The organism is Streptomyces sp. NPDC086519 (genome assembly GCF_040686075.1).
In the GTDB taxonomy this organism is placed as follows: Bacteria; Actinomycetota; Actinomycetes; order Streptomycetales; family Streptomycetaceae; genus Streptomyces; species Streptomyces shenzhenensis.
Genome location: NZ_JBFBJL010000030.1, coordinates 66,854 through 91,463, shown reverse-complemented (window position 1 = coordinate 91,463; position 24,610 = coordinate 66,854). Strand labels below are relative to the sequence as shown.

Below are 24,610 nucleotides of genomic sequence, written 5' to 3'. Positions count from 1 at the left end.
TCGAAGAGTCGAAATTCCCACTCATCTTCCACGGAGCAATTCATGGCACTCGACTCGTACGTCGGTCTCGGCCGGTCCGGGCTCAAGGTGAGCCCCTTCTGCCTCGGCGCGATGAACTTCGGCGAGGACGGCGGCTTCGGCTGCTCGGTCGAGGAGGCGGAGAAGATCCTCCAGACCTATCTCGACCTCGGCGGCAACTTCGTCGACACCGCCAACTTCTACACCAACGGCCACTCGGAGGCGATCCTCGGCGACTTCCTCGCCGCCCGTCCCGGCCGCCGCGACCGCCTGGTGCTGGCCACCAAGTTCTTCGGCAACCTGCACCTCGGCGACCCCAACGGCGGCGGCGCCGGCCGCAAGGCGATCGTCGGCCAGCTGGAGGACTCGCTGCGCCGGCTGCGTACCGACTACGTCGACCTGTACTGGCTGCACAATCACGACCGGTCCACCCCCGTCGAGGAGACCCTGCGCACCCTCGACGACCTGGTGACGGCCGGCAAGATCCGGTACGTCGGCTTCTCCGACACACCGGCCTGGTTCACCGCCAAGGCCCACACCACGGCGCTGCTGCGCGGCTGGACGCCGGTGACGGCGCTGCAGATGGAGTACTCCCTGCTGGAGCGCACCATCGAGGGCGAGCTGGTCCCGCTGGCGCAGGACGCGGGGATGGGGCTGCTGCCCTGGAGCCCGCTCAAGAGCGGCTTCCTCTCCGGGAAGTACCGCAAGGGGCGGCCCGCACCCGCCGACGCCCTGCGGTCCGCCGTCATCGGGCAGCCCGGCGAGGCCGAGTTCACCGTGATCGAGGCACTCGCCGCCGTCGCCGAGGAGGCCGGCGCGAGCCCGGCCGCGGTGGCCCTCTCCTGGGTGCAGAACCGCCCCGGCGTCACCTCCACCCTCATCGGCCCGCGCACCCTCGCCCACCTGGAGGCCAATGTCGCGGCCCTCGACGTCCGCCTGACACCGGATCAGACGGCCCGGCTGGACGAGGTGTCGGCCCCGGCCCTCAACTTCCCCCACGACCTCAACCACCGCGTCGGCACCATGCTCAAGTACGCGGGCGCCACGGTCGACGGGGTGCCGAGCGCGGTGTATCCGCCGCTGCTGGCGAGCTCCGCCCGCTACTGATCCGGTTCCGGCCGGCCGGGCCCCCGCCACAAGGCCGCCGGCCGGAACCTCACCGCTGGGATTCCGCTCTTGTGGAGGTCCTCTTCATCCGGCGGAAAACAAACTGGGCTATGACAGGGGCAGGATCCCGCACGACAGGAGACGGACCATGTGCAGGCATCAGCCCCCGTGCCCCGGCGCCGACCACCCCGACCGCCACCCGGCCGTCATCGTCTCGGCCCATCCCGAACAGGGCTGGAGCCTGCTGTGCGACGGCACGATCGTCTTCGACGACACCGGTGAACTCCTGCCCGACGGGCGGACCGTGAGCCCCCGCCGGCCCGCGGCGCCCGCCGTCTGAGCGGCTGTCAGTCCTCTCCGGCGGTGAGGTCCAGGCGGTCGAGCCGCTCGGGGTCGGCCAGGATGTACATCTCGGTGATCCGGCCGTCGGCGACGGTGACCGCCGTGACCGACAGCGGGCGTCCCTCGGGCGCGGTGACCACGCCGACGGCGCCGTTGACCAGCACGAGCCGCGCCCACCTCGCGAACTGGCGGAAGGTGAACGCCCCTTCGGCCACCGCCCGCGCGCCGCGCAGCACCTTGGAGGCGGCCGCACCGCGCACCAGCGCCCCGGAGTCGACCCGCAGCACCACGTCCGGGTGGAGCACGGCGACCAGCGCCTCGAAGTCGCCGCCCCGGGAAGCGGCCAGGAAGGCCTCCAGCGCCCGGCGTTGCCGGCCGAGGTCCGGGTCGCCGGTGGGCGTGGCGCCCTGGACCCGGCGGCGGGCCCGGCTGGCCAGCTGGCGGGTGGCCGCCGAACTGCGTTCGACGATGGGCGCGATGTCGTCGAAGGGCACCGCGAACATGTCGTGCAGGACGAACACCAGCCGCTCGGCGGGCTCCAGCGTCTCCAGGACGATGAGGAGAGCGAGCCCGACGGAGTCCGTCTCCAGCGCCTCCTGTTCCGGGTCGACGCCCGACAGCGGCCGGATCACCGGGTCGGGGACGAACGTCTCGTCGATGGGCTGCTCGCGGCGCGCCGTACGGGAGCGCAGCATGTCCAGGCAGACCCGGCCGACCACCGTGGTCAGCCAGCCGCCCAGGTTCCTGATCTCCTCCGCGTCGGCGCGCCCGAGCCTGAGCCAGGCCTCCTGCACGGCGTCCTCGGCCTCGGCGAGCGAGCCGAGCATCCGGTAGGCCACCGCGCGCAGTTGGCCGCGGTGCTCCTGGAAGCGGTCCGCCAGCAGTTCCGTGCCCGTGTCCATGCCGTCCATGCCGCTCATGCGCTCATGCCGTTCGTGCCCCCCCATTGCTCCACGGAGGCAGACTATGCGGACCCGCCACGCCCGCGACATCTTTTACGGCGCGTCACGCCTCGTCGCGGGCGAGCTTCAGCAGCCGGTCCAGGACCCTCGGTGCGCCGGTGCGCAGTCCGTCGTGCTCGAACTCGTCGGTGACCCAGGTGCGCAGCCCCCGGACGGCCCGTGCGGTGCGCAGCGAGTGGCCGGCGTCGACGTACATGTCGTCGTGGTAGACGACGGCGGCGACCGGAACCTCGTTGGCGGCGAGCCTGGCCGGGTCGTACAGCGGCCGCCAGTCGGTGCGGGCGGCGAGCAGGTCCGCCGCCGCCTTCAGGGGCCGCAGGGCCGGGTCGGTCTCGAACATCCAGGGGTGCACGGTCTCCCCGGTGAACAGCACCGGGGCGTCGTCGGCCAGCGCCTTGGCCGCGTCGAACTGCGGGAACTCGGCGCGCACCCGCTCGGCCGCCCAGGCGGTGGGGCGGGCGTCCTGGCCGTAGACCGGCTCGTGGACCAGGGCGTACAGCGGGTTGCTCGCGTACGACAGCAGGCCCTGGACCTGCTCCTGGAAGGCGTCGGAGAGTTCGGGGCCGGACGGGGTGCGGACGAAGGCGTCCTCCAGGAGGAAGTGCAGGCGGTGGCTGCCGTCGCTCGTGCCCAGCATCAAGCCGAGGGACTGGAAGGCCTCGACGGTGAGCCGGTAGCCGTTCGGCAGCAGGGTCTCGCGCTCCAGGAGGTGCTCGGCGATCCGCCGGGCCCGCTCGACGTCCTGCGGGTAGCGGTCGTAGTGCGCCAGGACTTTGCGCTCGATGCGCGGATAGGCGGCGCGGTAGACGTCGTCGGCGTGCGCGTCCAGGGACGGCAGGCCGCCGGTGATCACGGAGGTCCTGAGGCCCTCGGGGAAGAAGGACAGGTACGTCACGGTGCAGAAGCCGCCGAAGCTCTGGCCGAGCGTCGTCCAGGGTGCGCCGCCGGTGAGCCGCGGGCGGATCGCCTCGCAGTCCCGGACGATCGAGTCGGCACGGAAGTGGGCCAGGTAGTCGGCCTGGGCGGCCGGGCCGCCGCGCAGCGGGAGGGTCTGCCGGCTGACCGGGGTGGAGCGGCCGGTGCCGCGCTGGTCGAGGAGCAGGACGCGGTAGTCCTGAAGGGCCCGGTCGAGCCAGGCCTGCCGCCCGACGAAACGATTCGCCCCGAAGCCCGGACCACCCTGTAGGTACAGCAGCCAGGGCAGCTCCTGGCCCGCCTTGTCGCTCGCGACCGCCTCCCTGGCGAACAGCTCGATGGTCTCACCGCCCGGGTCCGCGTGGTCGAGGGGGACGGTGAAGTGGCGGTCGGTGAGGACGACGCCGGGCTGGCGGTAGCTGAGGCTCAACGGTTCTCCCGGGACGGACGGACGGTCGCGTCCCAGTTCAGCACAGGTCCGGGGGCAGTCCGACCCCGGGATCATGAAATCGTTACTGAATACCCGATCAGCGGGCGGCGAGGCTGGAGCGGCGCACCACCAGTTCCGGCTGGAGCACCACCCGGCGGTGCTGGTGCGCCGCCTGCCCCTCCCGCTCCTCGGTCTCCTCCAGGAGCAGGTCCGCGGCCATCGCCCCCATGGTGATGGCGGGCTGGCGGACGGAGGTCAGCGGTACGGCGGCAGCGGCGGCGAACTCGATGTCGTCGTAGCCGACGATCGCGAGGTCGTCCGGGACGACCACTCCGGCCGCGTACATGGCCTGCAGGACGCCGAGTGCGAGGAGGTCGTTGGCGCAGAACACGGCGGTGGGCCGGTCGGCGAGGCCGAGGAGGCGGGCGCCCGCGTCCCGTCCGGCGGCCACGTCGAGCCGCTCGGTCGGCAGCTCGCGCAGTGCGCCGGGGCCGAGGCCGGCCTCGGCGAGGGCGTTCAGGGCACCGGTGCGCCGGTCGCGGACCTGGTTGAAGCCGGGCGGGCCGCTGACGTAGGCGATGGACCGGTGCCCGGCATCGACGAGGTGACGCACGGCCAGCGCCCCGCCCGCCACGTCGTCGACGCTGACCGAGCACTCGGTGGTGCCCTCGGCGACCCGGTCGACCAGCACGAAGGGGATGCCGTGCCGGCGGAAGGTCTCGATGTTGCGGCCGGTGGCGTCCGCCGGGGTCAGCAGGACGCCGCGTACCCGCTGTTCGGCGAAGAGCGCGAGGTACTCGGCCTCCTCGCCGGCGTTCTGCGCGCTGTTGCAGACCATCACACCGAGCCCGGCGTCCCGGGCCGCCCGCTCGGCGCCGCGGGCCACGTCCACGAAGAAGGGGTTGCCCATGTCGAGGACGAGCAGGCCCATGATCCGGCTGCGGCCCGCGCGCAGCTGGCGTGCGGACTCGCTGCGGACGTAGCCGAGCCGGTCGATCGCCGACTGCACCCGCGCCCGGGTCTCGCCGGCGACGGTGTCCGGGCGGTTGATGACGTTCGAGACCGTGCCCACCGAGACTCCGGCGGCACGGGCGACGTCCTTGATACCCACCGACTGGGCCATCGGGCGAGACCTCCAGGAAACGTGGACGGCGCCTTCACAGCACGGAAGGGCACATCGGGAAGGGCTTCACATTACGACATGACTTCGCACACCGGTCCGGCTCAGCCGGGCAGCGCGAAGTCGACGACGTGGAGAGCCGAGGGTGTCGTACCGCTCGACGTCTCCTGGTACATGAACGACAGCACGTTGTCCGCCTTGACCCGCATCTCGTCGATCACGACCTCGCCGAAGGCGTTCAGGCCGCTGCCGTCGTGGAGCAGCGTCCAGTCCGAGTACCCGGATGCCTTGGACGCGCCGGCGATCCGCCCGTAGGGGAACACCGCGTACGCGTTGTCGTACTTGTCCAGGACCAGCTTGGTGCGCTGGCTGGAGTCCAGTGCGACGGGTATCTCGGTCTTCTGCCAGCTGCCGGCGGAGTTCTTGCGCAGGTGGAAGGCGCGGCCGTTGGCTGTGCGGTCGGCGACGTAGTCCGTGGTGCACTGGCCGAAGCGGCCGGGGACATAACTGATGATCGCGTGCGGAAGGCCCGCGGAGTCCGTCCACTGGCTCTCCTGGTTCATCAGGGAGTGGTCGGGGTTGAGGGAGTCGACGACCAGCCCGGCGTCGGTGACGGCGACGGTGTCCGAGCTGCCGGTGGTGGCGACCAGGGCGCCGGCGTCGTTGCGCCAGCTCCGGCCGCGGTCCGTGGAGTAGACGTAGCCGGTGTCGTGGTTGGTGATCCCGCCGCTGTCGCACATCACGGCGGCGCTCTGCTCGCGCCAGGTGAAGAAGGAGTGCAGCCGCCCGTCGACGTCGTAGTCGATGCCGTGCAGGTACATGTTGCGGGCGGTGCTGGAGCCGTGCGAGCTGGTGTAGGTGCCGGTGGAGGCGGACCACTCCCCGAGCGCCGTCCAGGACGAACCGTCGTACTCCGCGAGGGCGTTGCGGCCGTTGCCGGAGATGCCGACGCGGTAGCTGAGCTGCAGTCTGCCCTCGGGCGTGCAGATGAACTGCGGGTAGGTGAACTGGGAGGTGAGCGACACCCCGTCCAACGACGTCTGTACGGCGCCGAAGACGGCCGAGGTCCAGCTGGTGGAGCCGGGGTTGTCGAGCAGCCCGGCCACCGACTTCACGTAGAAGAAGCCGTCGCTGTGCGAGTCCATGTTGATGTGCAGCCGGCCGTCGGTCTTCGACACGCCCATGGAGATGACGTTGTGCGAGTCGCTGGACTTGAGCTGGTGGGCGAGGGTGACGGTCGACCACGCCGGCCCGCCGAGCACCCGGCGCCCGATGACCGCGGAGCCGGTCGCGGTGTACCAGCCGGCGTACTGGTAGCCCTTGTACGTGAACAGGCCGTTCTTCTGGAAGGAGTTGTTGTTGACCAGGCCGTCGTAGGAGACGAAGTAGATCGCCTGGGCGTCGAGCTGCGTGCTCTGCTGCTTGTTCACCGACGGGCCGGGGTCGGCCGCGCGGGCGGTGCCGGCGGCGAGGGCGGGCGTGGCCACGGCGCCGACGAGGGCGGCGCCCAGCACGGTACGTCTTTTCACGAGCGGCTCCTGAGGGGACGGGTCAGGCGAGGTGGAACACTTCGGTGAGCGGTTTCATCGCCTCGTCGGGACGGGCGCCGTCGAGGGATTCGAAGAAGGGACCCATCTCGGCCTGCCAGCGGGTGTTGACCTCGGTGGCTTCCATGCCCGCCAGGGCGGCGTCGAAGTCCTCGGTCTCCAGGTAGCCGACCAGCAGGCCGTCGTCACGCAGGAAGAGGGAGTAGTTGTGCCAGCCGGTGGCGGAGAGCGCTGCGCGCATCTCCGGCCACACGGCGGCATGGCGTTCGCGGTACTCGGCGATGCGGTCCTGCCGGACCTTGAGCAGGAAACAGACGCGTTGCATGAAGTACCGCTCCCGGATCAGAAGTTGAAACTGTCGATGTTCGAGGCGTTGAACACGGTCGGCTTGCCGAGGGTGATCACGCCGTCCTTGCCGATGGTGTAGCTGGTGGAGCCGGCCTTGAAGGTCTCGCCCTCCTTGCCGGTGATCTGGCCGGAGGCCAGCGCGACGGCGGTACGGGCGGCGAGGTCGCCGAGCTTCGCCGGGTCCCACAGCTCGAACGCGGAGACGGTGCCGTTCTTGACGTACTTGCGCATGTCGTTCGGGGTGCCGAGGCCGGTCAGCTCGACCTTGCCCTTGTACTTGGAGCCGGACAGGTACTGAGCGGCGGCCTTGATGCCGACGGTGGTCGGGGAGATGATCCCCTTCAGGTCCGGGTATTCCTGGAGCAGGCCCTGGGTCTGCTGGAAGGACTGCTGGGCGTCGTCGTTGCCGTAGGCGACCTTGACCAGCTTGACGTCCTTGTACTTCGGGAGGGCCAGCTCCTTCTTCATGTAGTCGATCCAGGTGTTCTGGTTGGTCGCGGTCTGCGCGGCCGACAGGATCGCGATCTGGCCCTTGTAGCCGATCTGCTTCGCGAGCAGCTGCACCTCGGTACGGCCCAGGTCCTCGGCGCTGGCCTGCGAGATGAAGGCGTTGCGGCAGTCGGCGGTGGTGTCGGAGTCGTAGGTGACGACCTTGATGCCGTTGCTCATGGCCTGCTTCAGCGCGGTGCACAGGGCGCCCGGGTCCTGCGCGGACACGGCCATCGCGTCGACCTGCTGCTGGGTGAGCGTGTTGACGTAGGAGACCTGGCCGGAGGTGTCGGTGGCGCTGGAGGGGCCGACCTCCTTGTAGCTGGAGCCGAGCTCCTTCAGGGCCGCTTCGCCGCCCTTGTCGGCGGAGGTGAAGTAGGGGTTGTTGACCTGCTTGGGCAGGAAGCCGACGGTCAGGCCCTTCTTGGTGGCCGCGTTCGGGTCGGCGGTGCCGGCCGCCGCGTTGGAGCTGCTGCCGCTCTTGACGTCGCTCTTGGTGGTGCCGCCGCAGGCGGTCACGGCGAGGGCGATGGAGGAGACGGTGGCGACGGCCGCACAGGCACGGCGGATCGACGACTTGCGCATGGCGATTTTCCTTTTCGAAGGGTTGAGCGGGGAGGGTGTCATGCGGCAGGCGTGGGGGGAGCCTGGGAAACCGGCGCCGAGGCGGCCCGGCGGCCGGCCCTCGCGACGGAGATCTGGCGTGCGACCCGGGGGCCGAGTACGGAGACGACGAGCAGGACGCCGGTGACGACGATCTGCGACTGGGCGGAGACGTTGAGCAGGCTCATCACGTTCTGCAGGGCGCCCAGCAGGAACACACCGGCGATCGCGCCGCCGAGGGTGCCCTTGCCGCCGTCGAAGTCGATGCCGCCGAGCAGTACCGAGGCGACGACGGAGAGTTCGAGGCCGGTGGCGTTGTCGTAGCGGGCGCTGGCGTAGTGCAGGGCCCAGAAGATTCCGGTGAGGGAGGCCATGAGCCCGGTCGCGACGAAGAGGATCAGTTTGTTGCGCTTCACCCTGATCCCCGCGAACCGCGCCGCCTCCTCGCTCGCGCCGATCGCGAACAGCGACCGCCCGAACGGGGTGGCGTGCAGGACGACCACGGCGATGGCGAGCAGGACCAGGAAGGGCAGGAAGGCCTGCGGGAGGAAGGAGTTCCCGAGCCGTCCGGCGGCGAAGTCCAGGTACTGGGTGGGGAAGTCGGTGACCGCGTCGGAGCCGAGCACGATCTGGGCGATGCCCCGGTAGGCGGCGAGGGTACCGATGGTGACGGCGAGGGAGGGCAGCCCGAGCCGGGTCACCAGCAGGCCGTTGACCAGTCCGCACACCACGCCGAGCAGCAGGCACAGCGGGATGATCTGCTCGATGGGCAGGCCCGCGTTCCAGAGCTTGCCCATCACCGCGCCGGACAGGCCGGCCGTGGAGGCCACCGACAGGTCGATCTCGCCGGAGACGACCAGCAGGGTCATCGGCAGCGCGATCAGTGCGACGGGCAGGGTGTTGCCGATCAGGAACGACAGGTTGAGCGAGTTGCCGAAGCCGTCGACGGTGGAGAAGGACAGCAGGAGCAGGACGACCAGCAAGGCGCCTACGACGGTGTCCCAGCGGACGGCTCGGGTCAGGGACTCAGGCACGAGCCTCCCCCTTCTGTACGGCGGACTTCTCGAAGGCCGACTTCTTCTTCAGGGCGGCCGCCACCCGCTGGGCCACGATCCGGTCGACCGCGATGGCGAGCAGGAGCAGCACGCCGTTGATGGCGAGCACCCACACCGAGCTGACGCCGAGGGCGGGCAGCACGCTGTTGATGGAGGTCAGCAGCAGGGCGCCGAGGGCCGCGCCGTAGACGCTGCCGGAGCCGCCGGTGAAGACGACACCGCCGACCACGACCGCGCTGACGACGGTGAGTTCGTAGCCATTGCCGGTGCTGGAGTCGACGTTGCCGAACCGGGCCAGGTACATGGCGCCGGCGAGACCGGCGAGGGCGCCGCAGAACGTGTAGGCGACCAGGATCCGCTTGCGGACCGCGATGCCGGCGAGCCGGGCGGCCTCCGGGTTGGAGCCGAGGGCGTACAGTTCGCGGCCGCTGCCGAAGTGCTTGAGGTAGTAGGCGGTGCCCACCAGTACGGCGAGCGCGATCAGGGCCAGATACGGTACGGCGCCGATGCCGCCGGAGCCGAAGTCGACGAAGGATCCCGGCAGGTCGGCCGCGGTGATCTGGCGGGAGCCGACCCAGATGGAGTCGATGCCGCGGATGATGTACAGCGTGCCCAGGGTGACCACCAGCGCGGGCACCTGGCCGAGGCTGACGAGCAGTCCGTTGAGCAGGCCGAAGCCGATACCGAGCAGGACCGCGAGGACGATCGCGACGACCGGGTTGCCGCCACCGTGCAGATAGGTGCCGGCGGCGAAGGCGCTGATGCCGAGGGTGGAGCCGACGGACAGGTCGACGTTGCGGGTGATGACCACCAGCGACTGGCCGGTGGCGACCAGGACCAGGATGGTCGCGTTCAGGAGCAGGTCCTTGATGCCCTGCTCGGACAGGAACTGGCTGTTGCCGGCCTGGGTGATGCCGATCATCGCCAGGAAGACGATCAGGATGGCGAGTTCGCGCATCTTGAAGACGCGGTCGACCAGGCGGGTGCCGCTGGACTGGGGCACCTCGGTGACGGGGGCTTCGTTGGGCGTGGTCACCGTCATGCGGCGGCCCTCCCGGTGGCGGCTGCCATCACGGTTTCCTCGGTGGCTTCGGAGCGGGGGATCTCGGCGGTGAGCCGGCCCTCGTGCATCACCAGCACGCGGTCGGCCATGCCGAGGATCTCGGGCAGGTCGGAGGAGATCATCAGGACGGCGACGCCGTCGGCGGCCAGCTGGGACAGCAGCCGGTGCACCTCGGCCTTGGTGCCGACGTCGATGCCGCGGGTGGGCTCGTCGACGATCAGCACCTTGGGGCCGGTGGCGAGCCACTTGGCGAGGACGACCTTCTGCTGGTTGCCGCCGGAGAGCGTGGAGACGGTGTCGGCGATCCGGGCGTACTTCACCTGGAGCTTGACCGCCCAGTCCAGGGACCGGCTGCGCTCGGCGCCCCGGTCCATCAGGCCGGCCCTCACGGTCGTACGGAGTCCGGTCAGGCCGATGTTCCGCTCGATGGACATGTCCATCACCAGCCCCTGGGCGCGCCGGTCCTCGGGGACCAGGGCGAGGCCGGCGGCCATGGCGGTGGAGGGCGCGCCGTTGGTCAGCTTGCGGCCGTCGATCTCGACCTCGCCGGCGTCCCACCGGTCGACGCCGAAGACCGCCCGCGCGACCTCGGTACGGCCGGCCCCGACGAGTCCGGCGAGACCGACGATCTCACCGCGCCGCACCTCGAAGGAGATGTCCGTGAAGACGCCCTCGCGGGTCAGGCGCCGTACGCTGAGGGCGACGTCACCGGGCTCGACCTCCTGCTTGGGGTACAGCTCGTCGAGGTCGCGGCCGACCATGCGGCGGACCAGGTCGTCCTCGGACATGCCGTCGAGGAGTTCGCTGGCGATCCAGGCACCGTCACGAAGAGTAGTCACTCGCTGGCAGATCTCGAAGATCTCCTCCAGCCGGTGGGAGATGAACAGCACCGCCGCGCCCTGCTCGCGCAGAGTGCGCACGACTCCGAAGAGACGGGCGACCTCGCTGCCGGTGAGGGCGGCGGTCGGCTCGTCCATGATCAGGACACGGGCGTCGAAGGAGAGCGCCTTGGCGATCTCGACGATCTGCTGGTCGGCGATGGACAGGCCGCTGGCCGGGCGGTCGGGGTCGAGGTCGACGCCGAGCCGCTTCATCAGGGCGGCGGTGGCGTCATGGGTGGCCTTGTGATCGATACGGCCGAAGGCGCGCCGGGGCTGGCGGCCCATGTAGATGTTCTCGGCGATCGACAGGTCGGGGAAGAGCGTGGGCTCCTGGTAGATCACAGCGATGCCGGCGTCGCGGGCGTCACCGGGTCCGTGGAACTGGACCGGCTCACCGTCGAGCAGCACCTGGCCGGCATCCGGACGGTGCACCCCTGCCAGGGTCTTGATCAGGGTCGACTTGCCCGCGCCGTTCTCGCCGGCGAGGGCGTGCACCTCACCGGCGAACAGCTCCAGGGAGACGCCCCGCAGGGCGCGTACGGCTCCGAAGGACTTGGCTACATCCCTCAGCGCCAGTACCGGGGCCGGTCCCGTATCGGACGGGTGGGTCATGGGTGGCTCCTCGACGACGCCGACGGAAGAAGCCGCCACAGCGCCGTGAAAGGTTTCAACTGGGTTGCCGGGACGTTAGGCATGACAGACATGTCACGTCAATGGATGCCGCCCGAAAATCTTTCGATACTCGAAGGTCACGCCCGGGTCACGGAAAGGACACCTGGCTACAGGGATTGACACGCTCCCGGGGTGCCCATAGCTTCCACTTCTGAATCGTTTCACACAAAGGCCTTTCCGGCCCGATGTCACAGGAGCCCGAAGTGACCGACCTCGCCGCGGTGAAGGCCGCGCTGAAGACCCAGGCCGTCGAGACGCCGTCGTGGGCGTACGGGAACTCGGGGACGCGTTTCAAGGTGTTCGCCCAGCAGGGCGTTCCGCGCACGCCGCAGGAGAAGCTGGCGGACGCGGCGCAGGTGCACGCGTTCACCGGGGTCGCGCCCACCGTGGCGCTGCACATCCCCTGGGACAGGGTCGAGGACTACGCCGCGCTGGCGAAGTTCGCCGAGGAACGGGGGGTGAAGCTCGGGGCGATCAACTCCAACACCTTCCAGGACGACGACTACAAACTGGGCAGCATCTGCCACCCCGAGGCGGCGGTACGGCGCAAGGCCGTCGACCACCTGCTGGAGTGCGTCGACATCATGGACGCCACGGGGTCCACCGACCTGAAGCTGTGGTTCGCGGACGGCACGAACTATCCGGGGCAGGACGACATCCGCGCCCGGCAGGACCGGCTGGCCGAGGGACTGGCCGAGGTCTACGGACGGCTCGGTGACGGGCAGCGGATGCTGCTGGAGTACAAGTTCTTCGAGCCGGCCTTCTACGCGACGGACGTGCCGGACTGGGGGACCGCGTACGCGCACTGCCTGAAGCTGGGCGAGAAGGCCCAGGTGGTCGTCGACACCGGGCACCACGCCCCCGGCACCAACATCGAGTTCATCGTCGCCACGCTGCTGCGCGAGGGCAAGCTCGGCGGGTTCGACTTCAACTCGCGGTTCTACGCCGACGACGACCTGATGGTGGGCGCGGCCGATCCGTTCCAGCTGTTCCGGATCATGTACGAGGTCGTGCGCGGCGGCGGGTTCGGCCCGGATGTCGCGTTCATGCTCGACCAGTGCCACAACATCGAGGCGAAGATCCCGGCGATCATCCGGTCGGTGATGAACGTGCAGGAGGCCACCGCGAAGGCGCTGCTGGTCGACCGCGCGGCGCTGGCTGCCGCTCAGGCGGCCGGTGACGTGCTGGAGGCCAACGCGGTGCTGATGGACGCGTACAACACGGATGTACGGCCGCTGCTCGCCGAGGTCCGGGAAGAGATGGGGCTGGACGCGAACCCCGTCGCCGCGTACCGGCGGTCCGGGTGGGCCGAGAAGATCGTCGCCGAGCGGGTGGGAGGACAGCAGGCGGGGTGGGGTGCGTAGGCGCCTGCCTTGATCTGTCGCGTCGCGGACTGCGGGCTGGAGTGGCTGGTCGCGCAGTTCCTCCCCCAGCCTTCGGCCGGGGGTACCCCCAGCGCCCCCGGAGGGGCGCGTCGTAGTCCCGCTCCTTCAACGAAACAGGAATCATTGTGACCACCCATCCCGAAGCTGCCGCTCTTCTCTCCCGGTCCCGTCGGCTCGGCGCTGATCCCCGTAACACCAACTACGCCGGCGGCAACGCGTCCGCGAAGGGCACCGAGACCGACCCCGTGACCGGTGGCGACGTCGAGCTGATGTGGGTGAAGGGGTCCGGCGGGGACCTCGGAACGCTCACCGAGGCGGGACTGGCCGTGCTGCGGCTGGACCGGCTGCGGGCGCTCGTCGACGTCTACCCCGGTGTCGAGCGCGAGGACGAGATGGTCGCCGCCTTCGACTACTGCCTGCACGGCAAGGGCGGGGCGGCTCCCTCCATCGACACCGCCATGCACGGGCTGGTCGAGGCCGCGCACGTCGATCACCTGCACCCCGACTCCGGTATCGCGCTCGCCTGCGCGGCCGACGGGGAGAAGCTGACCGCCGAGTGTTTCGGGGACACGGTCGCCTGGGTGCCGTGGCGGCGGCCCGGGTTCCAGCTGGGGCTGGACATCGCCGCGATCAAGGCGGCCAACCCGCAGGCCGTCGGCGTCGTCCTCGGCGGGCACGGCATCACCGCCTGGGGCGACACCGCCGAGGAATGCGAGCGCAACTCGCTGCACATCATCCGGACCGCCGAGAAGTTCCTGGCGGAGCACGGCAAGGCCGAGCCCTTCGGGCCCGTCGTCGACGGGTACGGCGCTCTTCCCGAGGCCGAGCGCAGGGAACGGGCGGCGGCGCTCGCACCGTATGTGCGGGCCCTCGCCTCCCAGGACAAGCCGCAGGTCGGGCACTTCAACGACTCCGAGCCGGTGCTGGAGTTCCTGGCCCGTGCCGAGCACCCCCGGCTGGCCGCGCTCGGCACCTCCTGCCCCGACCACTTCCTGCGCACCAAGGTGCGCCCCCTCGTCCTGGACCTGCCGCCGACCGCTCCGGTCGACGAGGCGATCGCGCGGCTGAAGGAGCTGCACGCCGAGTACCGGGAGGAGTACGCCGCCTACTACCAGCGGCACGCCCTGCCCGACTCCCCCGCGATGCGCGGCGCCGACCCGGCGATCGTGCTGGTCCCGGGCGTGGGCATGTTCTCCTTCGGCAAGGACAAGCAGACCGCGCGGGTCGCCGGCGAGTTCTACGTCAACGCCATCAACGTGATGCGGGGCGCCGAGGCCGTGTCCTCGTACGCGCCCATCGAGGAGTCGGAGAAGTTCCGCATCGAGTACTGGGCGCTGGAGGAGGCCAAGCTCCAGCGGATGCCGAGGCCCAAGCCGCTGGCGACCCGCGTCGCCCTGGTGACCGGTGCCGGCAGCGGGATCGGCAAGGCCATCGCGCAGCGGCTGGTCGCCGAGGGCGCGTGTGTGGTCGTCGCCGATCTGAACGCGGAGAACGCCGCTGCCGTCGCCGAGCAGCTCGGCGGCCCCGACAAGGCGGTCGCCGTGACCGTCGACGTGACCGACGAGGAACAGATCGCCGCCGCTTTCAAGGCCGCCGTGCTGGCCTTCGGCGGGGTCGACCTGATCGTGAACAACGCGGGCATCTCCATCTCCAAGCCGCTGCTGGAGACGTCGGCGAAGGACTGGGACCTCCAGCACGACATCATGGCCCGGGGCTCGTTCCTCGTCTCGCGGGAGGCGGCCCGGGTGATGATCGCGCAGGAGCTGGGCGGCGACATCGTCTACATCGCGTCGAAGAACGCCGTCTTCGCCGGCCCCAACAACATCGCCTACTCGGCCACCAAGGCCGACCAGGCCCACCAGGTCCGGCTGCTCGCGGCCGAGCTGGGCGAGCACGGCATCCGCGTCAACGGCGTCAACCCGGACGGGGTGGTGCGCGGCTCCGGGATCTTCGCGGGCGGCTGGGGTGCCCAGCGGGCGGCCGTGTACGGGGTCGAGGAGGAGAAGCTGGGCGAGTTCTACGCCCAGCGGACCATCCTGAAGCGCGAGGTGCTGCCCGAGCACGTGGCGAACGCCGTGTTCGCCCTCACCGGCGGTGACCTGACCCACACCACGGGACTGCACGTCCCGGTCGACGCCGGCGTCGCGGCCGCCTTCCTGCGATGAGCGGCGGTGTGAAGTCCTACGCGGCGGTCGACCTGGGCGCGTCCAGCGGGCGGGTCATGGTCGGGCGCGTCGGGCCGGACTCGCTGGAACTGACCGAGGCGCACCGGTTCGCGAACCGGCCGGTGCGCGTTCCGGAGGGGCTGCGCTGGGACGTCCTCGCCCTGTACAGAGGTGTCCTCGACGGGCTCAGGGCCGCGGGGCAGGCCGACTCCGTCGGGATCGACAGCTGGGCCGTGGACTACGGGCTGCTGGACGCCGACGGGGCGCTGCTCGGCAATCCGGTGCACTACCGCGACGCCCGGACGGAGGGCGTCGCGGAGAAGGTGTGGGCGACCGTACCGGCGACGGAGCTGTACGCGGCGACCGGCATCCAGTACGCGCCCTTCAACACCCTGTACCAGTTGGTGGCGGCCCGTGGGACACGGCAGTTCGCCCATGCGGAGCGTCTGTTGCTCGTCCCGGACCTGCTGGCGTACTGGCTCACCGGGGAGCAGGGCACCGAGCTGACCAACGCCTCGACCACTCAGCTGGTCGATCCCCGGACACGCGACTGGTCGTCCGAGGTCGCGGACCGGCTGGGGATCGACCTGGGCCTGTTCGCACCGTTGCGGCAACCGGGCGATCCGGCAGGGTTCCTGCGGCCGGAGGTGCTGGAGGAGACAGGTCTGACCGGGCCGGTGCCGGTGACGGCGGTCGGCTCGCACGACACCGCGTCGGCGGTGGCCGCCGTTCCGGCCGACGGGGAGCGGTTCGCCTACATCTGCACCGGCACCTGGTCGCTGGCCGGCCTGGAGCTGGCCGCGCCCGTGCTGACCGAGGAGAGCCGGGCCGCCAACTTCACCAACGAGCTCGGGCTGGACGGCACGGTCCGGTATCTGCGCAACATCATGGGCCTGTGGCTGCTCCAGGAGTGCGTACGCGCCTGGGGCGACCCCGACCTCGGTGCACTGCTGCGGGAGGCGTCCGCCGTTCCGGCGCTGCGCTCGGTGGTGGACGCGGGGGACGCGACGTTCCTCGCGCCGGGGCGGATGCCGGAGCGGATCGCCGAGGCCTGCCGCGCCTTGGGGCAGCCGGTGCCCGAGAGCCGGGCCGAGATCACCCGGTGCATCCTCGACTCCCTCGCCCTCGCCCACCGGCGGGCGATCGAGGACGCCCAGCGACTGGCCGGCCATCCGGTCGACGTCGTGCACATCGTCGGCGGCGGCACCCGCAACACGCTGCTGTGCCAGCTGACCGCCGACGCCTGCGGGCTGCCCGTGGTGGCCGGCCCGACCGAGGCGGCCGCCCTGGGCAACGTGCTCGCGCAGGCTCGCGCGCACGGCCTCGCCGGCGACCTGGCCGACGCCCGGCGGCTCCTGGTGCGGACGCAGCAGCTGACCCGCTACGAGCCGCGTGGTGACGCGGCCCGCTGGCGAGCGGCCGAGGCCCGGCTCACCACGCGGTGAGCCGGGGTCTCCCCCCGCCCCACGCCCGCCGGCCGGTCCCCCACTACGCTGAACGCGTAAGGGGTGCCTCCAGAACTCATCCGATGACCAACCCCAAGGAGCCGCGATGCGTGTCGCACTGTTCCTGACCTGTGTCAACGACACGCTCTATCCGGACACCGGCCGCGCGGTGGTGAAACTCCTGACCAGGCTGGGCGTCGAGGTGGACTTCCCGATGGCGCAGACCTGCTGCGGGCAGGCCCACTACAACACCGGGTACCGCCATGAGGCGGAGCCGCTGGCCCGGCATTTCTCCGATGTCTTCGGTGAGTACGAGGCGATCGTGACCCCGTCCGGGTCCTGCGGGGCGATGGTGCGGGAGCTGTATCCGAGGATGGGCGAGCGGGCCCGGGCGGAGGGGCGCGGGAGCGGGCTGGCCGCGGCGCTGGCACCGGTGGTGCCGAAGACGTACGAGCTGACGGAGTTCCTGGTGGACGTGCTGGGGGTGACGGACGTCGGGGCGTACTACCCGCACACGGTGACCTACCACCCGACCTGCCACGGGCTGCGCGGTCTGGGGCTCGGCGACCGCCCCCGCCGCCTCCTTGAGGCCGTCGAGGGCCTGGAGCTGGTGGAGCTGCCGGGGGCGGAGGAGTGCTGTGGGTTCGGCGGCACGTTCGCGCTGAAAAACTCGGACGTCTCGGCGGCGATGGGCACCGACAAGGTGCGCAACGCCGAGTCCTCCGGCGCCGAGGTGCTGTGCGCGGCCGACAACTCCTGCCTGATGCACATCGGCGGCACCATGACCCGGCTGGGCAGCGGGATGCGGCCGGTGCACATCGCGGAGATCCTGGCGAGCACCGAGAAGGAGCCGGCCGCATGAGCGGGACGTTCGTAGGGATGCCGGCCTTTCCGAAGGCCGCGCACGAGGCCGTGGCCAACCCCGTCCTGCGCGGGAATCTGCGGCACGCCACGCACACCATCCGCGCCAAGCGGGCCAAGGCGGTCGCCGAGGTGTCCGACTGGGCCGAGCTGCGCGAGGCGGGCAAGCGGATCAAGGACCACACGCTGCGTCATCTCGACCGCTATCTGGTCCAGTTGGAGGAGGCGGTGACGGCGGCGGGCGGCACGGTCCACTGGGCCGCCGACGCCGACGAGGCGAACCGGATCGTCACCGAACTGGTCAAGGAGACCGGCGAGTCGGAGGTCGTGAAGGTCAAGTCGATGGCCACGCAGGAGATCGGGCTCAACGAGGCGCTGGAGGCCGCGGGCATCCGGGCCTACGAGACCGATCTGGCCGAGCTGATCGTGCAGTTGGGCCACGACCGGCCCTCGCACATCCTGGTCCCCGCGATCCACCGCAACCGGGGTGAGATCAGGGACATCTTCCGCACGGAGATGGGCGAGTGGGGGCGCCCCGCGCCCGAGGGCCTCACCGACACACCCGCCGAACTGGCCGAGGCGGCCCGGCTGCACCTGCGGGAGAAGTTCCTGCGCGCGAAGGTCGGCGTCTCCGGCGCCAACTTCATGGTCGCCGAGACCGGCACCCTCGTCGTCGTCGAGTCCGAGGGCAACGGCCGGATGTGCCTGACGCTGCCCGAGACGCTGATCTCGGTCGTCGGCATCGAGAAGATCGTGCCGACCTGGCGGGACCTGGAGGTCTTCCTGCAGACCCTCCCCCGCTCCTCCACGGCCGAGCGCATGAACCCGTACACCAGCACGTGGACCGGCACCACGGACGGCGACGGCCCGCGGACCTTCCACCTGGTGCTCCTGGACAACGGGCGCAGCGACACCCTCGCCGACGAGGTCGGCCGCCAGGCCCTGCGCTGCATCCGCTGCTCGGCCTGCCTGAACGTCTGCCCGGTCTACGAGCGGGCGGGCGGCCACGCCTACGGCTCGGTCTACCCGGGCCCGATCGGTGCCATCCTCAGCCCCCAGCTGCGAGGCACACAGAGCGAGATCGACGCCTCGCTCCCGTACGCCTCCTCGCTGTGCGGGGCCTGCTACGAGGTCTGCCCGGTCGCCATCGACATCCCCGAGGTGCTGGTGCATCTGCGCGAACGGGTCGTTCAGGGCGGCGAGGCGGTCCGCGACGGCAACAAGGTGGTGCTCAAGCCGGCCAAGGGGCACGCGGCCGAGCGGGCGGCGATGCGCGCGGCCCGCTGGGCGTTCTCCCACCCGGCCGCCCTGCGCACCGGCCAGCGGCTCGCCTCCCGCAGCCGCCGCCTGCATCCCCGTACCCTGCCGGGCCCCGGCAGGGCGTGGAGCGGGACCCGGGACCTGCCCGCCGTACCGGCGGAGCCGTTCAGGGACTGGTGGCAGCGGACCGGCGGCGGAAAGGGCGGCGCGAAGTGAGCAGCAGGGAGCGGATCCTGGGCCGGGTGCGGCGGGCGCTGGCCGGGGTGCGGGACGAGGACGCGCCCGTCGAGCGGGCGTATCTGCGCGAGCACGGGCAGCGGAGCACCGCGCAGACGGTGGATCTGCTCGCCGAGAACCTGGCCGACTACCGGGCCGTCGTGCACCGCTGCACGGCCGGCGAACTGGCCGCCGTCATCGGGCGTCTGGTCGCCGGGCACGGTTCGACGTCGGTGGTCGTGCCTGCGGGGCTGGACCAGGGGTGGCTCGCGGCGATGGACGCCGAGCAGGTCGCGGATCGCGCGGAGAGCACTCCGCACGAGCTCGACGGGGTCGCGAGTGTGGTCACCGGCTGTGCGGTGGCGATCGCCGAGACCGGCACGATCGTGCTGGACGGCGGCCCGGACCAGGGCCGCCGCCGGATCACCCTCGTCCCCGATCACCACATCTGTGTCGTACGGGTCCCGGAGCAGGTGGTGTCCTCCGTGCCCCAGGCCCTCGAACGGCTCGACGCGACCCGCCCGTTGACATGGATCTCCGGCCCTTCGGCCACCAGCGACATCGAGCTGGACCGGGTCGAGGGGGTGCACGGTCCGCGCACCCTGGAGGTGGTGCTGGTCAGCGGCGACCGGCCAGGTGCCGAGGTCGACGCGGGCGAGCGGTGACGGTCGCGGTTAACGTGAGGGAATGATCCGGTTCGAGCAGGTCACCAAGCGGTACGCGGACGGGACGACCGCGGTGGACGGTCTCTCCTTCGAGGTGGCCGAGGGCGAACTCGTCACGCTCGTCGGCCCCTCCGGCTGCGGCAAGACCACCACCGTGATGATGGTCAACCGGCTCGTCGAACCGACCACGGGCCTGATCCTCGTCGACGGCGAGGACGTCGCGGGCGTCGATCCGGTGCGGCTGCGGCGCCGGATCGGCTATGTCATCCAGCAGGTGGGCCTGTTCCCGCACCGCACGGTCCTCGACAACACCGCGACCGTCCCCGCGCTGCTCGGCTGGGGACGGGCCAGGGCCCGGGCCCGCGCCGCCGAGCTGCTGGACCTCGTGGGTCTTGACCCGAAGACGTACGGGCCGCGCTACCCGGACCAGCTCTCCGGCGGCCAGCGGCAGCGCGTCGGCGTGGCCCGGGCGCTCGCCGCCGATCCTCCGGTGCTGTTGATGGACGAGCCGTTCGGCGCGGTCGACCCGGTGGTGCGGGAGCAGTTGCAGGACGAGTTCCTCCGGATGCAGGCCGCCGTGCGCAAGACCGTCCTGCTGGTCACGCACGACATCGAGGAGGCGGTACGGCTCGGCGACCGGATCGCGGTGTACGGGCAGGGGCGGATCGAGCAGTTCGACACTCCGGGCGCGGTGCTGGGCAGGCCGGCCACCCCGTACGTGGCCGGGTTCGTGGGCGCGGACCGGGGGCTGAAGCGGCTGTCGGTGACCGACATCGAGCCGGACGACCTGGAGCAGCCGCCGGTCGTCCGTCTGGACGAGTCGGCCGAAAGCGCGGCGGCACGGCTGCGGGCGGAGGGCGCCCGGTGGGCGGTGGTCCTGGACCCGCACGGCGACCTGCACGGCTGGGTGGGCCGGGACGAGCTGGCGGCGGGCGGCACGATCGACGGCCTCGCCCACCGGATGACCGCGTGGGTACCGGTGGGTGCCCCGCTGAAGCAGGCGTTCGGTGTCATGCTCCAGTACGACGCCGGGTGGGTCGCGGTGCTGGACGGTTCGCGTTTCCTCGGCGTACTGACCCCGGCCAGGCTGCACGAGGCGCTGCGCCGCTCGGTGGACGCGGACGCGCGTGGCGTCTCGCGCGGTCAGGTGCCCTTCGCCTCGGTCTCCGGCGCCTGACCGGCAAAGCCCGGTGCCCGTCAGCAGTACGTCATCGGGCAGCCGCGGCGCAGCGAGTGCTGGGCGGCCCGCAGGTACAGCGCCGCGTAGAAGGCGGTGTCCAGGTCCTCGCCCCAGGGGCCGGGACGGACGGCGGCCGCTTCCTTCGCCGGGCCCTCCAGGAACCACATGGTCAGATCGAGGTTGTCGCAGGCCTGCGGTATCGCCTCGACGGGGAGCCCGATCGCCGCCGCGAGCCGCTGGGCGAGGGCGAGCACCTCGGGGGCGCCGGCGATCACCGTCTCGTCGGTGTAGGCGGACTCGACAGGCAGCCGGATCTCCTCGTCGAGCGAGAACGGCACCAGCACCGACCACCCGAGCAGCAGCTCCGTCTCCTTCGGTGTCAGGTGCTCCCGGCACAGTGCGGCGAACCCGTCCATGGCCGGTACCAGCTTCTCCTCGAACGACAGTCCCGAGCCGCGCACGAAGGCGGCCGTCTCGGGCACCGACTCGTACGGCGCCAGCCCGCGCCGCCTCAACTCCTCGTCGAGGGCCGCCGCGAGGCTGCCCCTGCCGCCCTCGGCCCCGTCGCCGTCACCTTCGCCGTCACCGTCGAGCCATTCCTGCGCACCGACACTCACCAGATAGATCCCCATGCCCCGAAGGTAACGCCCGCCACTGACAACGGCCCCGGCCGTCGCCGCACCCGCCCTCGCTCGCCGTCACTTCAGCAGGCCCTTGTCCCGCAGCCAGGTCCGGGCCACGTCCTGGGCCAGCCGCCGCCAGCTGTCGACCTGCTGGTTCATGGCGGCCAGGTCGGCCGTCGTCAGGACGTCGTTGAGCTTGCCGAGCGCCTTGATCACCCGCTCGCTGCCGGCCCGGGCCCGGTTGACGACGGGGACGACGTGGTCGGCGTTCTGCAGATGTCTGTCGTCGGCGAGGAGCACCAGGCCGAACTGGCCGAGCGTCGCGTCGGTGGTCGTGGTCAGCGCCATCTGGTCCTGCCCGTTCTGCACGGCCCGCTTGGCCTGGGTGGTGCCGACGCCCTTGGGGTCGACGCCGGTGATGTCGATGCCGTAGACCTTCTTCAACCCGGGTTCGCAGTACGGCCGTCGCACGCATTCGTCACCGGCCGCGAGCCGTACCCTCAGTTCCGAGGCGCCGAGGTCGCTGAGCGTCCTGAGGCGGTGCTGCCGGGCGTAGGCGGCGGTGACCGCGAAGGCGTTCTGGTCCACCGCCCTGCCGGGGTCGAGGACGGTGAGGCCACGGGGGGTGGCGAGGCGGCGCAGGGCCTTCATCGTGGTGGTGAGGTCGGGTGAGCCCACAGGGGGCGCGTCGGGGCCCTCGGCCTTGGCGTCGAGCCAGTCGGCGAAGGTGGCCGCGTATTCGGGGACGACGTCGATCTGCCCGGACTCCAGGGCGGGTTCGTACAGTTCGCGGTTGGCGACAGTGATCAGGGAGGTCTGGTATCCGGCCTGGTTCAGAAGCTGGGCGTACATCTGGGCGAGCAGGTCGCTCTCGGTGAACCCGGCGGAGCCGACGGTCAGATGCCGGCTGTCGCCCGGGGGTGCGGTGACCTCGCCGCGGTTCTCCAGGGAGGGACCGGTGGCGCAGGCGGTGACGGTGAGCAGGAGTACGGCGCCGGCCGCCGTACGGGGTCTCATCGCGAGCCTCGCGTCCGGACCGGGGCGAGCCGCTCGGCGAGTGCGAAGAGGCCCTCGGCGATCAGGGCGAACACGGCTACCAGGATCGCTCCGGCGACCACCTGGGGTGTGCTGGCCAGGTTGAATCCGGCGGTGATGATCCGGCCCAGTCCTCCGCCGCCGGCGAGTGCGGCGATGGTGGCGGTGGCGACGAGCTGGACGGCGGCGATCCGCACCCCGTTGAGGACCATGGGGAGCGAAAGGGGCAGTTCCACGTGAAACAGCATCTGCCGCCCGGTCATCCCCATTCCCCGCGCGGCCCGCACGACGCCGCGGTCGACCTCGCGCATGCCGACGTAGGCGTTGGTGAGCAGGGGCGGTACGGCGAACAGCACCAGGGCGACCACCGTGGGGCCCTCGCCCCATCCGCCGATCGGGGTGAGGAGGAGCAGCACCAGGACGGCGAAGGTGGGGACGGCCCGGCCTGCGTTGGAGATGTTCACGGCGAGTGCGCCGCCCTTGCCGAGGTGGCCGAGGACCAGCGCGACGGGGAGTGCGATCAGGCAGCTGATGACGAGGCAGCCGACGGTGAGGACGAGGTGCTGGAGCAGCCGGTGCCCGATGCCGTCGTCGCCGGCCCAGTGCGCGGGGTCGGCGAGCCAGGCCCAGGCGTCGGCGAGGGTGTTCACGACCGGGCCGCCCGCGTCCACGGGGTGAGCAGTCGCTGCACGCCGAGCAGCAGCAGGTCGGCGGCGACGGCGATCACCACGCAGAGCACGGACGCGGTGAGGACCTGGGCCTTGAAGTAGGTGTTCATGCCGGCGTAGATCAGGTTGCCGAGTCCGCCGAAGCCGACGATCGCACCGACGGTGACCAGGGAGACCGCGGAGACGGTGGCGATGCGCAGGCCGGCCATCGCGGCGGGCAGGGCGAGGGGCAGCTCGACGGCGAGCAGGAGGCGGACCGGGCCGTAGCCCATGCCGCGGGCGGCCTGCCGGGTCTCGTCGGGGACGGCGCGCAGGCCCGCGAGGATGTTGCGGACGAGCAGGGTGAGCGAGTAGAGCACCAGACCGGCGACGACCAGGGTGGCCGAGAGGCCGTACAGGGGCAGGAGCAGGGAGAACATCGCCAAGGACGGGATGGTGTAGAGGATGGTGGTGACGCCGAGGACGGGTCCGGCCGACCAGCGCCGGCGGCGGGCCAGTACGGCCAGCGGGACGGCGATGGCGAGTCCGATGAGCACCGAGACCGCGGTGAGCCGAAGGTGCTGCCCGACGGCGTCCAGGAGGATCTGCCGGCGGCTGGTCAGATAGGCGCCGCAGATCCACTCGTTGCGCGCGAGGCAGTCGTTCGGGGGCGCGGTCACGCGTCCATTGCACCGGGTGGGCGACCGGCCCGGCGCGTTGTGCTGATCCGTCCGGGTCGGCCAGGGGCTCCGCCGGAGGTGCCGCGTCATGCGGTCGGCCGTCCGCGGCGCCGTCGCGGCCGGCCGCGCCCACGCGGCGGCAGCCGCACATCGGATACGGCCCCGCGCCCCTTGGGGCGCTCCCGAACCGCAGCCGACTTCGCCCGGCCTGCTTAGTTCATCCCTGCCGCGTCCATGAGGGCGTCGGCCGTCCTCGCCGTCAGTCCGTCGTCCAGCCGTTCGATGCGGGCGCCGGCCCGGGCACTGGCGCCGTCGAAGACCAGCATCAACTGCCGGGCGAGGACGTCGGGATCGGCGGCGCCGCCCCGTTCGGCCTGCTCGCGGAAGAAGCTCTGCAGGCGGTCCTTGACCGCTCGGGCCACCGCGCTCGCCGGGTGCTCGGGGTCCTTCAGCTCGACCAGGACGGCGAGGTAGGGGCAGCCCCGGTAGTCCGGGCTCACGGAGGCCTCCGCCGTCCGTTCGAAGACGTACCGGATCCGTTCGCGCGGGGTCGCCGGCACGGTCCCGGCGGGCCCGATCATCTGGGCCTCGTACCAGGGCCTGCGGCGCTCCAGGCTGGCGGCCAGCATCTCGTCCTTGCTGTCGAAGAGCTGGTACATCGAGCGCTTCGAGACACCGGCGGACCTGCACAGCGCCTCGACGCCGATGGAGACGCCGTCGCGGTAGAAGAGCTCGGCGGCGGCTTCGAGGAGCCGGTCGCGGGGGGACGCCTTGTCCGTGGTCGCCATACGGCCGAGGTTACCGCGCCGGAAAGCCGGAACGAAACCGATCGGTATCCAGGGTGGCAGGGGAGGTGAACAAGCGCTTAGATAGGTCCCGGACCTGTTCACCGCACG

At 71.2% G+C, this 24,610-nt stretch carries 23 protein-coding genes; 9 read left to right on the top strand and 14 right to left on the bottom strand.

Annotated elements, in window-relative coordinates:
- Window positions 1-42 precede the first annotated feature (42 nt).
- Both AB0P24_RS27095 and AB0P24_RS27090 read left to right on the top strand, forming a co-directional pair.
- Window positions 43-1,125 carry an aldo/keto reductase gene (locus tag AB0P24_RS27095; RefSeq protein ID WP_365798331.1) on the top strand — a complete coding sequence of 361 codons (1,083 nt, stop codon included), beginning with the start codon at window positions 43-45 and terminating at the stop codon, window positions 1,123-1,125.
- 148 nt (window positions 1,126-1,273) lie between these two features.
- Window positions 1,274-1,465 (top strand): DUF5999 family protein, encoded by a 192-nt coding sequence (locus AB0P24_RS27090; RefSeq protein WP_365798329.1) that lies wholly within the window; start codon window positions 1,274-1,276, stop codon window positions 1,463-1,465.
- Window positions 1,466-1,472: 7 nt separating this feature from the next.
- Here the strand turns inward: AB0P24_RS27090 and sigJ are convergent, their stop codons facing one another.
- The 9 genes from sigJ to AB0P24_RS27045 all read right to left on the bottom strand — a co-directional run bounded on the left by sigJ (window position 1,473) and on the right by AB0P24_RS27045 (window position 11,492).
- Window positions 1,473-2,387: an RNA polymerase sigma factor SigJ gene (sigJ, locus tag AB0P24_RS27085; RefSeq protein WP_365798327.1), complete on the bottom strand. Its 915-nt coding sequence runs from the start codon at window positions 2,385-2,387 to the stop codon at window positions 1,473-1,475.
- An 85-nt stretch (window positions 2,388-2,472) separates the two neighbouring features.
- The gene (locus tag AB0P24_RS27080) at window positions 2,473-3,774 is read right to left on the bottom strand and encodes an alpha/beta fold hydrolase (RefSeq protein WP_365798325.1); all 1,302 of its coding nucleotides are present in this window, start codon (window positions 3,772-3,774) and stop codon (window positions 2,473-2,475) included.
- A 97-nt stretch (window positions 3,775-3,871) separates the two neighbouring features.
- Window positions 3,872-4,897 carry a LacI family DNA-binding transcriptional regulator gene (locus AB0P24_RS27075; protein WP_365798323.1) on the bottom strand — a complete coding sequence of 342 codons (1,026 nt, stop codon included), beginning with the start codon at window positions 4,895-4,897 and terminating at the stop codon, window positions 3,872-3,874.
- Between the two features lie 101 nt (window positions 4,898-4,998).
- Complete coding sequence (locus AB0P24_RS27070; protein ID WP_365798321.1) at window positions 4,999-6,423, bottom strand: BNR repeat-containing protein; 1,425 nt, start codon at window positions 6,421-6,423, stop codon at window positions 4,999-5,001.
- A 22-nt stretch (window positions 6,424-6,445) separates the two neighbouring features.
- On the bottom strand, window positions 6,446-6,766 hold the full coding sequence (locus AB0P24_RS27065; protein WP_181804950.1) for an L-rhamnose mutarotase: 321 nt from the start codon (window positions 6,764-6,766) through the stop codon (window positions 6,446-6,448).
- A gap of 17 nt (window positions 6,767-6,783) precedes the next feature.
- Window positions 6,784-7,863 (bottom strand): rhamnose ABC transporter substrate-binding protein, encoded by a 1,080-nt coding sequence (gene rhaS, locus AB0P24_RS27060; protein ID WP_365798318.1) that lies wholly within the window; start codon window positions 7,861-7,863, stop codon window positions 6,784-6,786.
- 38 nt (window positions 7,864-7,901) lie between these two features.
- Window positions 7,902-8,915, bottom strand: a complete 1,014-nt coding sequence (locus AB0P24_RS27055; RefSeq protein WP_365798316.1) for an ABC transporter permease — start codon at window positions 8,913-8,915, stop codon at window positions 7,902-7,904.
- Window positions 8,908-9,978, bottom strand: a complete 1,071-nt coding sequence (locus AB0P24_RS27050) for an ABC transporter permease (RefSeq protein WP_365798314.1) — start codon at window positions 9,976-9,978, stop codon at window positions 8,908-8,910. Before AB0P24_RS27050 ends, AB0P24_RS27055 begins: the two co-directional genes overlap by 8 nt.
- On the bottom strand, window positions 9,975-11,492 hold the full coding sequence (locus AB0P24_RS27045) for a sugar ABC transporter ATP-binding protein (protein WP_365798312.1): 1,518 nt from the start codon (window positions 11,490-11,492) through the stop codon (window positions 9,975-9,977). Before AB0P24_RS27045 ends, AB0P24_RS27050 begins: the two co-directional genes overlap by 4 nt.
- 263 nt (window positions 11,493-11,755) lie before the next feature.
- Between AB0P24_RS27045 and rhaI the strand changes: the two genes are divergently transcribed.
- From rhaI to AB0P24_RS27010, 7 genes are all read left to right on the top strand, one after another.
- A complete protein-coding gene (gene rhaI / locus AB0P24_RS27040) occupies window positions 11,756-12,916 on the top strand; it encodes an L-rhamnose isomerase (RefSeq protein WP_365798310.1) in 1,161 nt (386 codons plus the stop codon).
- A gap of 146 nt (window positions 12,917-13,062) precedes the next feature.
- Window positions 13,063-15,102 (top strand): bifunctional aldolase/short-chain dehydrogenase, encoded by a 2,040-nt coding sequence (locus AB0P24_RS27035; protein ID WP_365798308.1) that lies wholly within the window; start codon window positions 13,063-13,065, stop codon window positions 15,100-15,102.
- Window positions 15,099-16,547 (top strand): rhamnulokinase family protein, encoded by a 1,449-nt coding sequence (locus AB0P24_RS27030; protein ID WP_365798306.1) that lies wholly within the window; start codon window positions 15,099-15,101, stop codon window positions 16,545-16,547. Before AB0P24_RS27035 ends, AB0P24_RS27030 begins: the two co-directional genes overlap by 4 nt.
- 106 nt (window positions 16,548-16,653) lie before the next feature.
- Window positions 16,654-17,409, top strand: a complete 756-nt coding sequence (locus AB0P24_RS27025; protein ID WP_365798304.1) for a (Fe-S)-binding protein — start codon at window positions 16,654-16,656, stop codon at window positions 17,407-17,409.
- Window positions 17,406-18,884 carry a LutB/LldF family L-lactate oxidation iron-sulfur protein gene (locus AB0P24_RS27020; protein ID WP_365798302.1) on the top strand — a complete coding sequence of 493 codons (1,479 nt, stop codon included), beginning with the start codon at window positions 17,406-17,408 and terminating at the stop codon, window positions 18,882-18,884. The genes AB0P24_RS27025 and AB0P24_RS27020 overlap by 4 nt, the downstream gene beginning before the upstream one ends.
- Complete coding sequence (locus AB0P24_RS27015; protein WP_365798300.1) at window positions 18,881-19,549, top strand: lactate utilization protein C; 669 nt, start codon at window positions 18,881-18,883, stop codon at window positions 19,547-19,549. The genes AB0P24_RS27020 and AB0P24_RS27015 overlap by 4 nt, the downstream gene beginning before the upstream one ends.
- 22 nt (window positions 19,550-19,571) lie before the next feature.
- Window positions 19,572-20,726 (top strand): ATP-binding cassette domain-containing protein, encoded by a 1,155-nt coding sequence (locus tag AB0P24_RS27010; protein ID WP_365798298.1) that lies wholly within the window; start codon window positions 19,572-19,574, stop codon window positions 20,724-20,726.
- Between the two features lie 20 nt (window positions 20,727-20,746).
- Here AB0P24_RS27010 and AB0P24_RS27005 read toward each other — a convergent pair whose 3' ends face one another.
- The 5 genes from AB0P24_RS27005 to AB0P24_RS26985 form a co-directional block, all read right to left on the bottom strand.
- The gene (locus AB0P24_RS27005; RefSeq protein ID WP_365798296.1) at window positions 20,747-21,361 is read right to left on the bottom strand and encodes a hypothetical protein; all 615 of its coding nucleotides are present in this window, start codon (window positions 21,359-21,361) and stop codon (window positions 20,747-20,749) included.
- 66 nt (window positions 21,362-21,427) lie between these two features.
- Entirely contained in the window at window positions 21,428-22,369 is a 942-nt protein-coding gene (locus tag AB0P24_RS27000) for an ABC transporter substrate-binding protein (protein WP_365798294.1), read from the bottom strand.
- Complete coding sequence (locus AB0P24_RS26995; protein ID WP_365798379.1) at window positions 22,366-23,037, bottom strand: ABC transporter permease; 672 nt, start codon at window positions 23,035-23,037, stop codon at window positions 22,366-22,368. Before AB0P24_RS26995 ends, AB0P24_RS27000 begins: the two co-directional genes overlap by 4 nt.
- Window positions 23,034-23,714 carry an ABC transporter permease gene (locus tag AB0P24_RS26990; protein WP_365798292.1) on the bottom strand — a complete coding sequence of 227 codons (681 nt, stop codon included), beginning with the start codon at window positions 23,712-23,714 and terminating at the stop codon, window positions 23,034-23,036. Before AB0P24_RS26990 ends, AB0P24_RS26995 begins: the two co-directional genes overlap by 4 nt.
- Window positions 23,715-23,926: 212 nt before the next feature.
- The gene (locus AB0P24_RS26985) at window positions 23,927-24,502 is read right to left on the bottom strand and encodes a TetR/AcrR family transcriptional regulator (protein ID WP_365798290.1); all 576 of its coding nucleotides are present in this window, start codon (window positions 24,500-24,502) and stop codon (window positions 23,927-23,929) included.
- Window positions 24,503-24,610: the final 108 nt, after the last annotated feature.

Coding starts and splice junctions, on each gene's coding strand:
- AB0P24_RS27030 (WP_365798306.1), top strand. CDS start 15,099: ATGAGCGGCGGTGTGAAGTCCTACGCGGCGGTCGACCTGGGCGCGTCC.
- AB0P24_RS27000 (WP_365798294.1), bottom strand. CDS start 22,369: ATGAGACCCCGTACGGCGGCCGGCGCCGTACTCCTGCTCACCGTCACC.
- AB0P24_RS27065 (WP_181804950.1), bottom strand. CDS start 6,766: ATGCAACGCGTCTGTTTCCTGCTCAAGGTCCGGCAGGACCGCATCGCC.
- AB0P24_RS27050 (WP_365798314.1), bottom strand. CDS start 9,978: ATGACGGTGACCACGCCCAACGAAGCCCCCGTCACCGAGGTGCCCCAG.
- AB0P24_RS27090 (WP_365798329.1), top strand. CDS start 1,274: ATGTGCAGGCATCAGCCCCCGTGCCCCGGCGCCGACCACCCCGACCGC.
- AB0P24_RS27095 (WP_365798331.1), top strand. CDS start 43: ATGGCACTCGACTCGTACGTCGGTCTCGGCCGGTCCGGGCTCAAGGTG.
- AB0P24_RS27045 (WP_365798312.1), bottom strand. CDS start 11,492: ATGACCCACCCGTCCGATACGGGACCGGCCCCGGTACTGGCGCTGAGG.
- AB0P24_RS27005 (WP_365798296.1), bottom strand. CDS start 21,361: ATGGGGATCTATCTGGTGAGTGTCGGTGCGCAGGAATGGCTCGACGGT.
- AB0P24_RS26985 (WP_365798290.1), bottom strand. CDS start 24,502: ATGGCGACCACGGACAAGGCGTCCCCCCGCGACCGGCTCCTCGAAGCC.
- AB0P24_RS27010 (WP_365798298.1), top strand. CDS start 19,572: ATGATCCGGTTCGAGCAGGTCACCAAGCGGTACGCGGACGGGACGACC.
- AB0P24_RS27025 (WP_365798304.1), top strand. CDS start 16,654: ATGCGTGTCGCACTGTTCCTGACCTGTGTCAACGACACGCTCTATCCG.
- sigJ (WP_365798327.1), bottom strand. CDS start 2,387: ATGAGCGGCATGGACGGCATGGACACGGGCACGGAACTGCTGGCGGAC.
- AB0P24_RS27020 (WP_365798302.1), top strand. CDS start 17,406: ATGAGCGGGACGTTCGTAGGGATGCCGGCCTTTCCGAAGGCCGCGCAC.
- AB0P24_RS27075 (WP_365798323.1), bottom strand. CDS start 4,897: ATGGCCCAGTCGGTGGGTATCAAGGACGTCGCCCGTGCCGCCGGAGTC.
- rhaS (WP_365798318.1), bottom strand. CDS start 7,863: ATGCGCAAGTCGTCGATCCGCCGTGCCTGTGCGGCCGTCGCCACCGTC.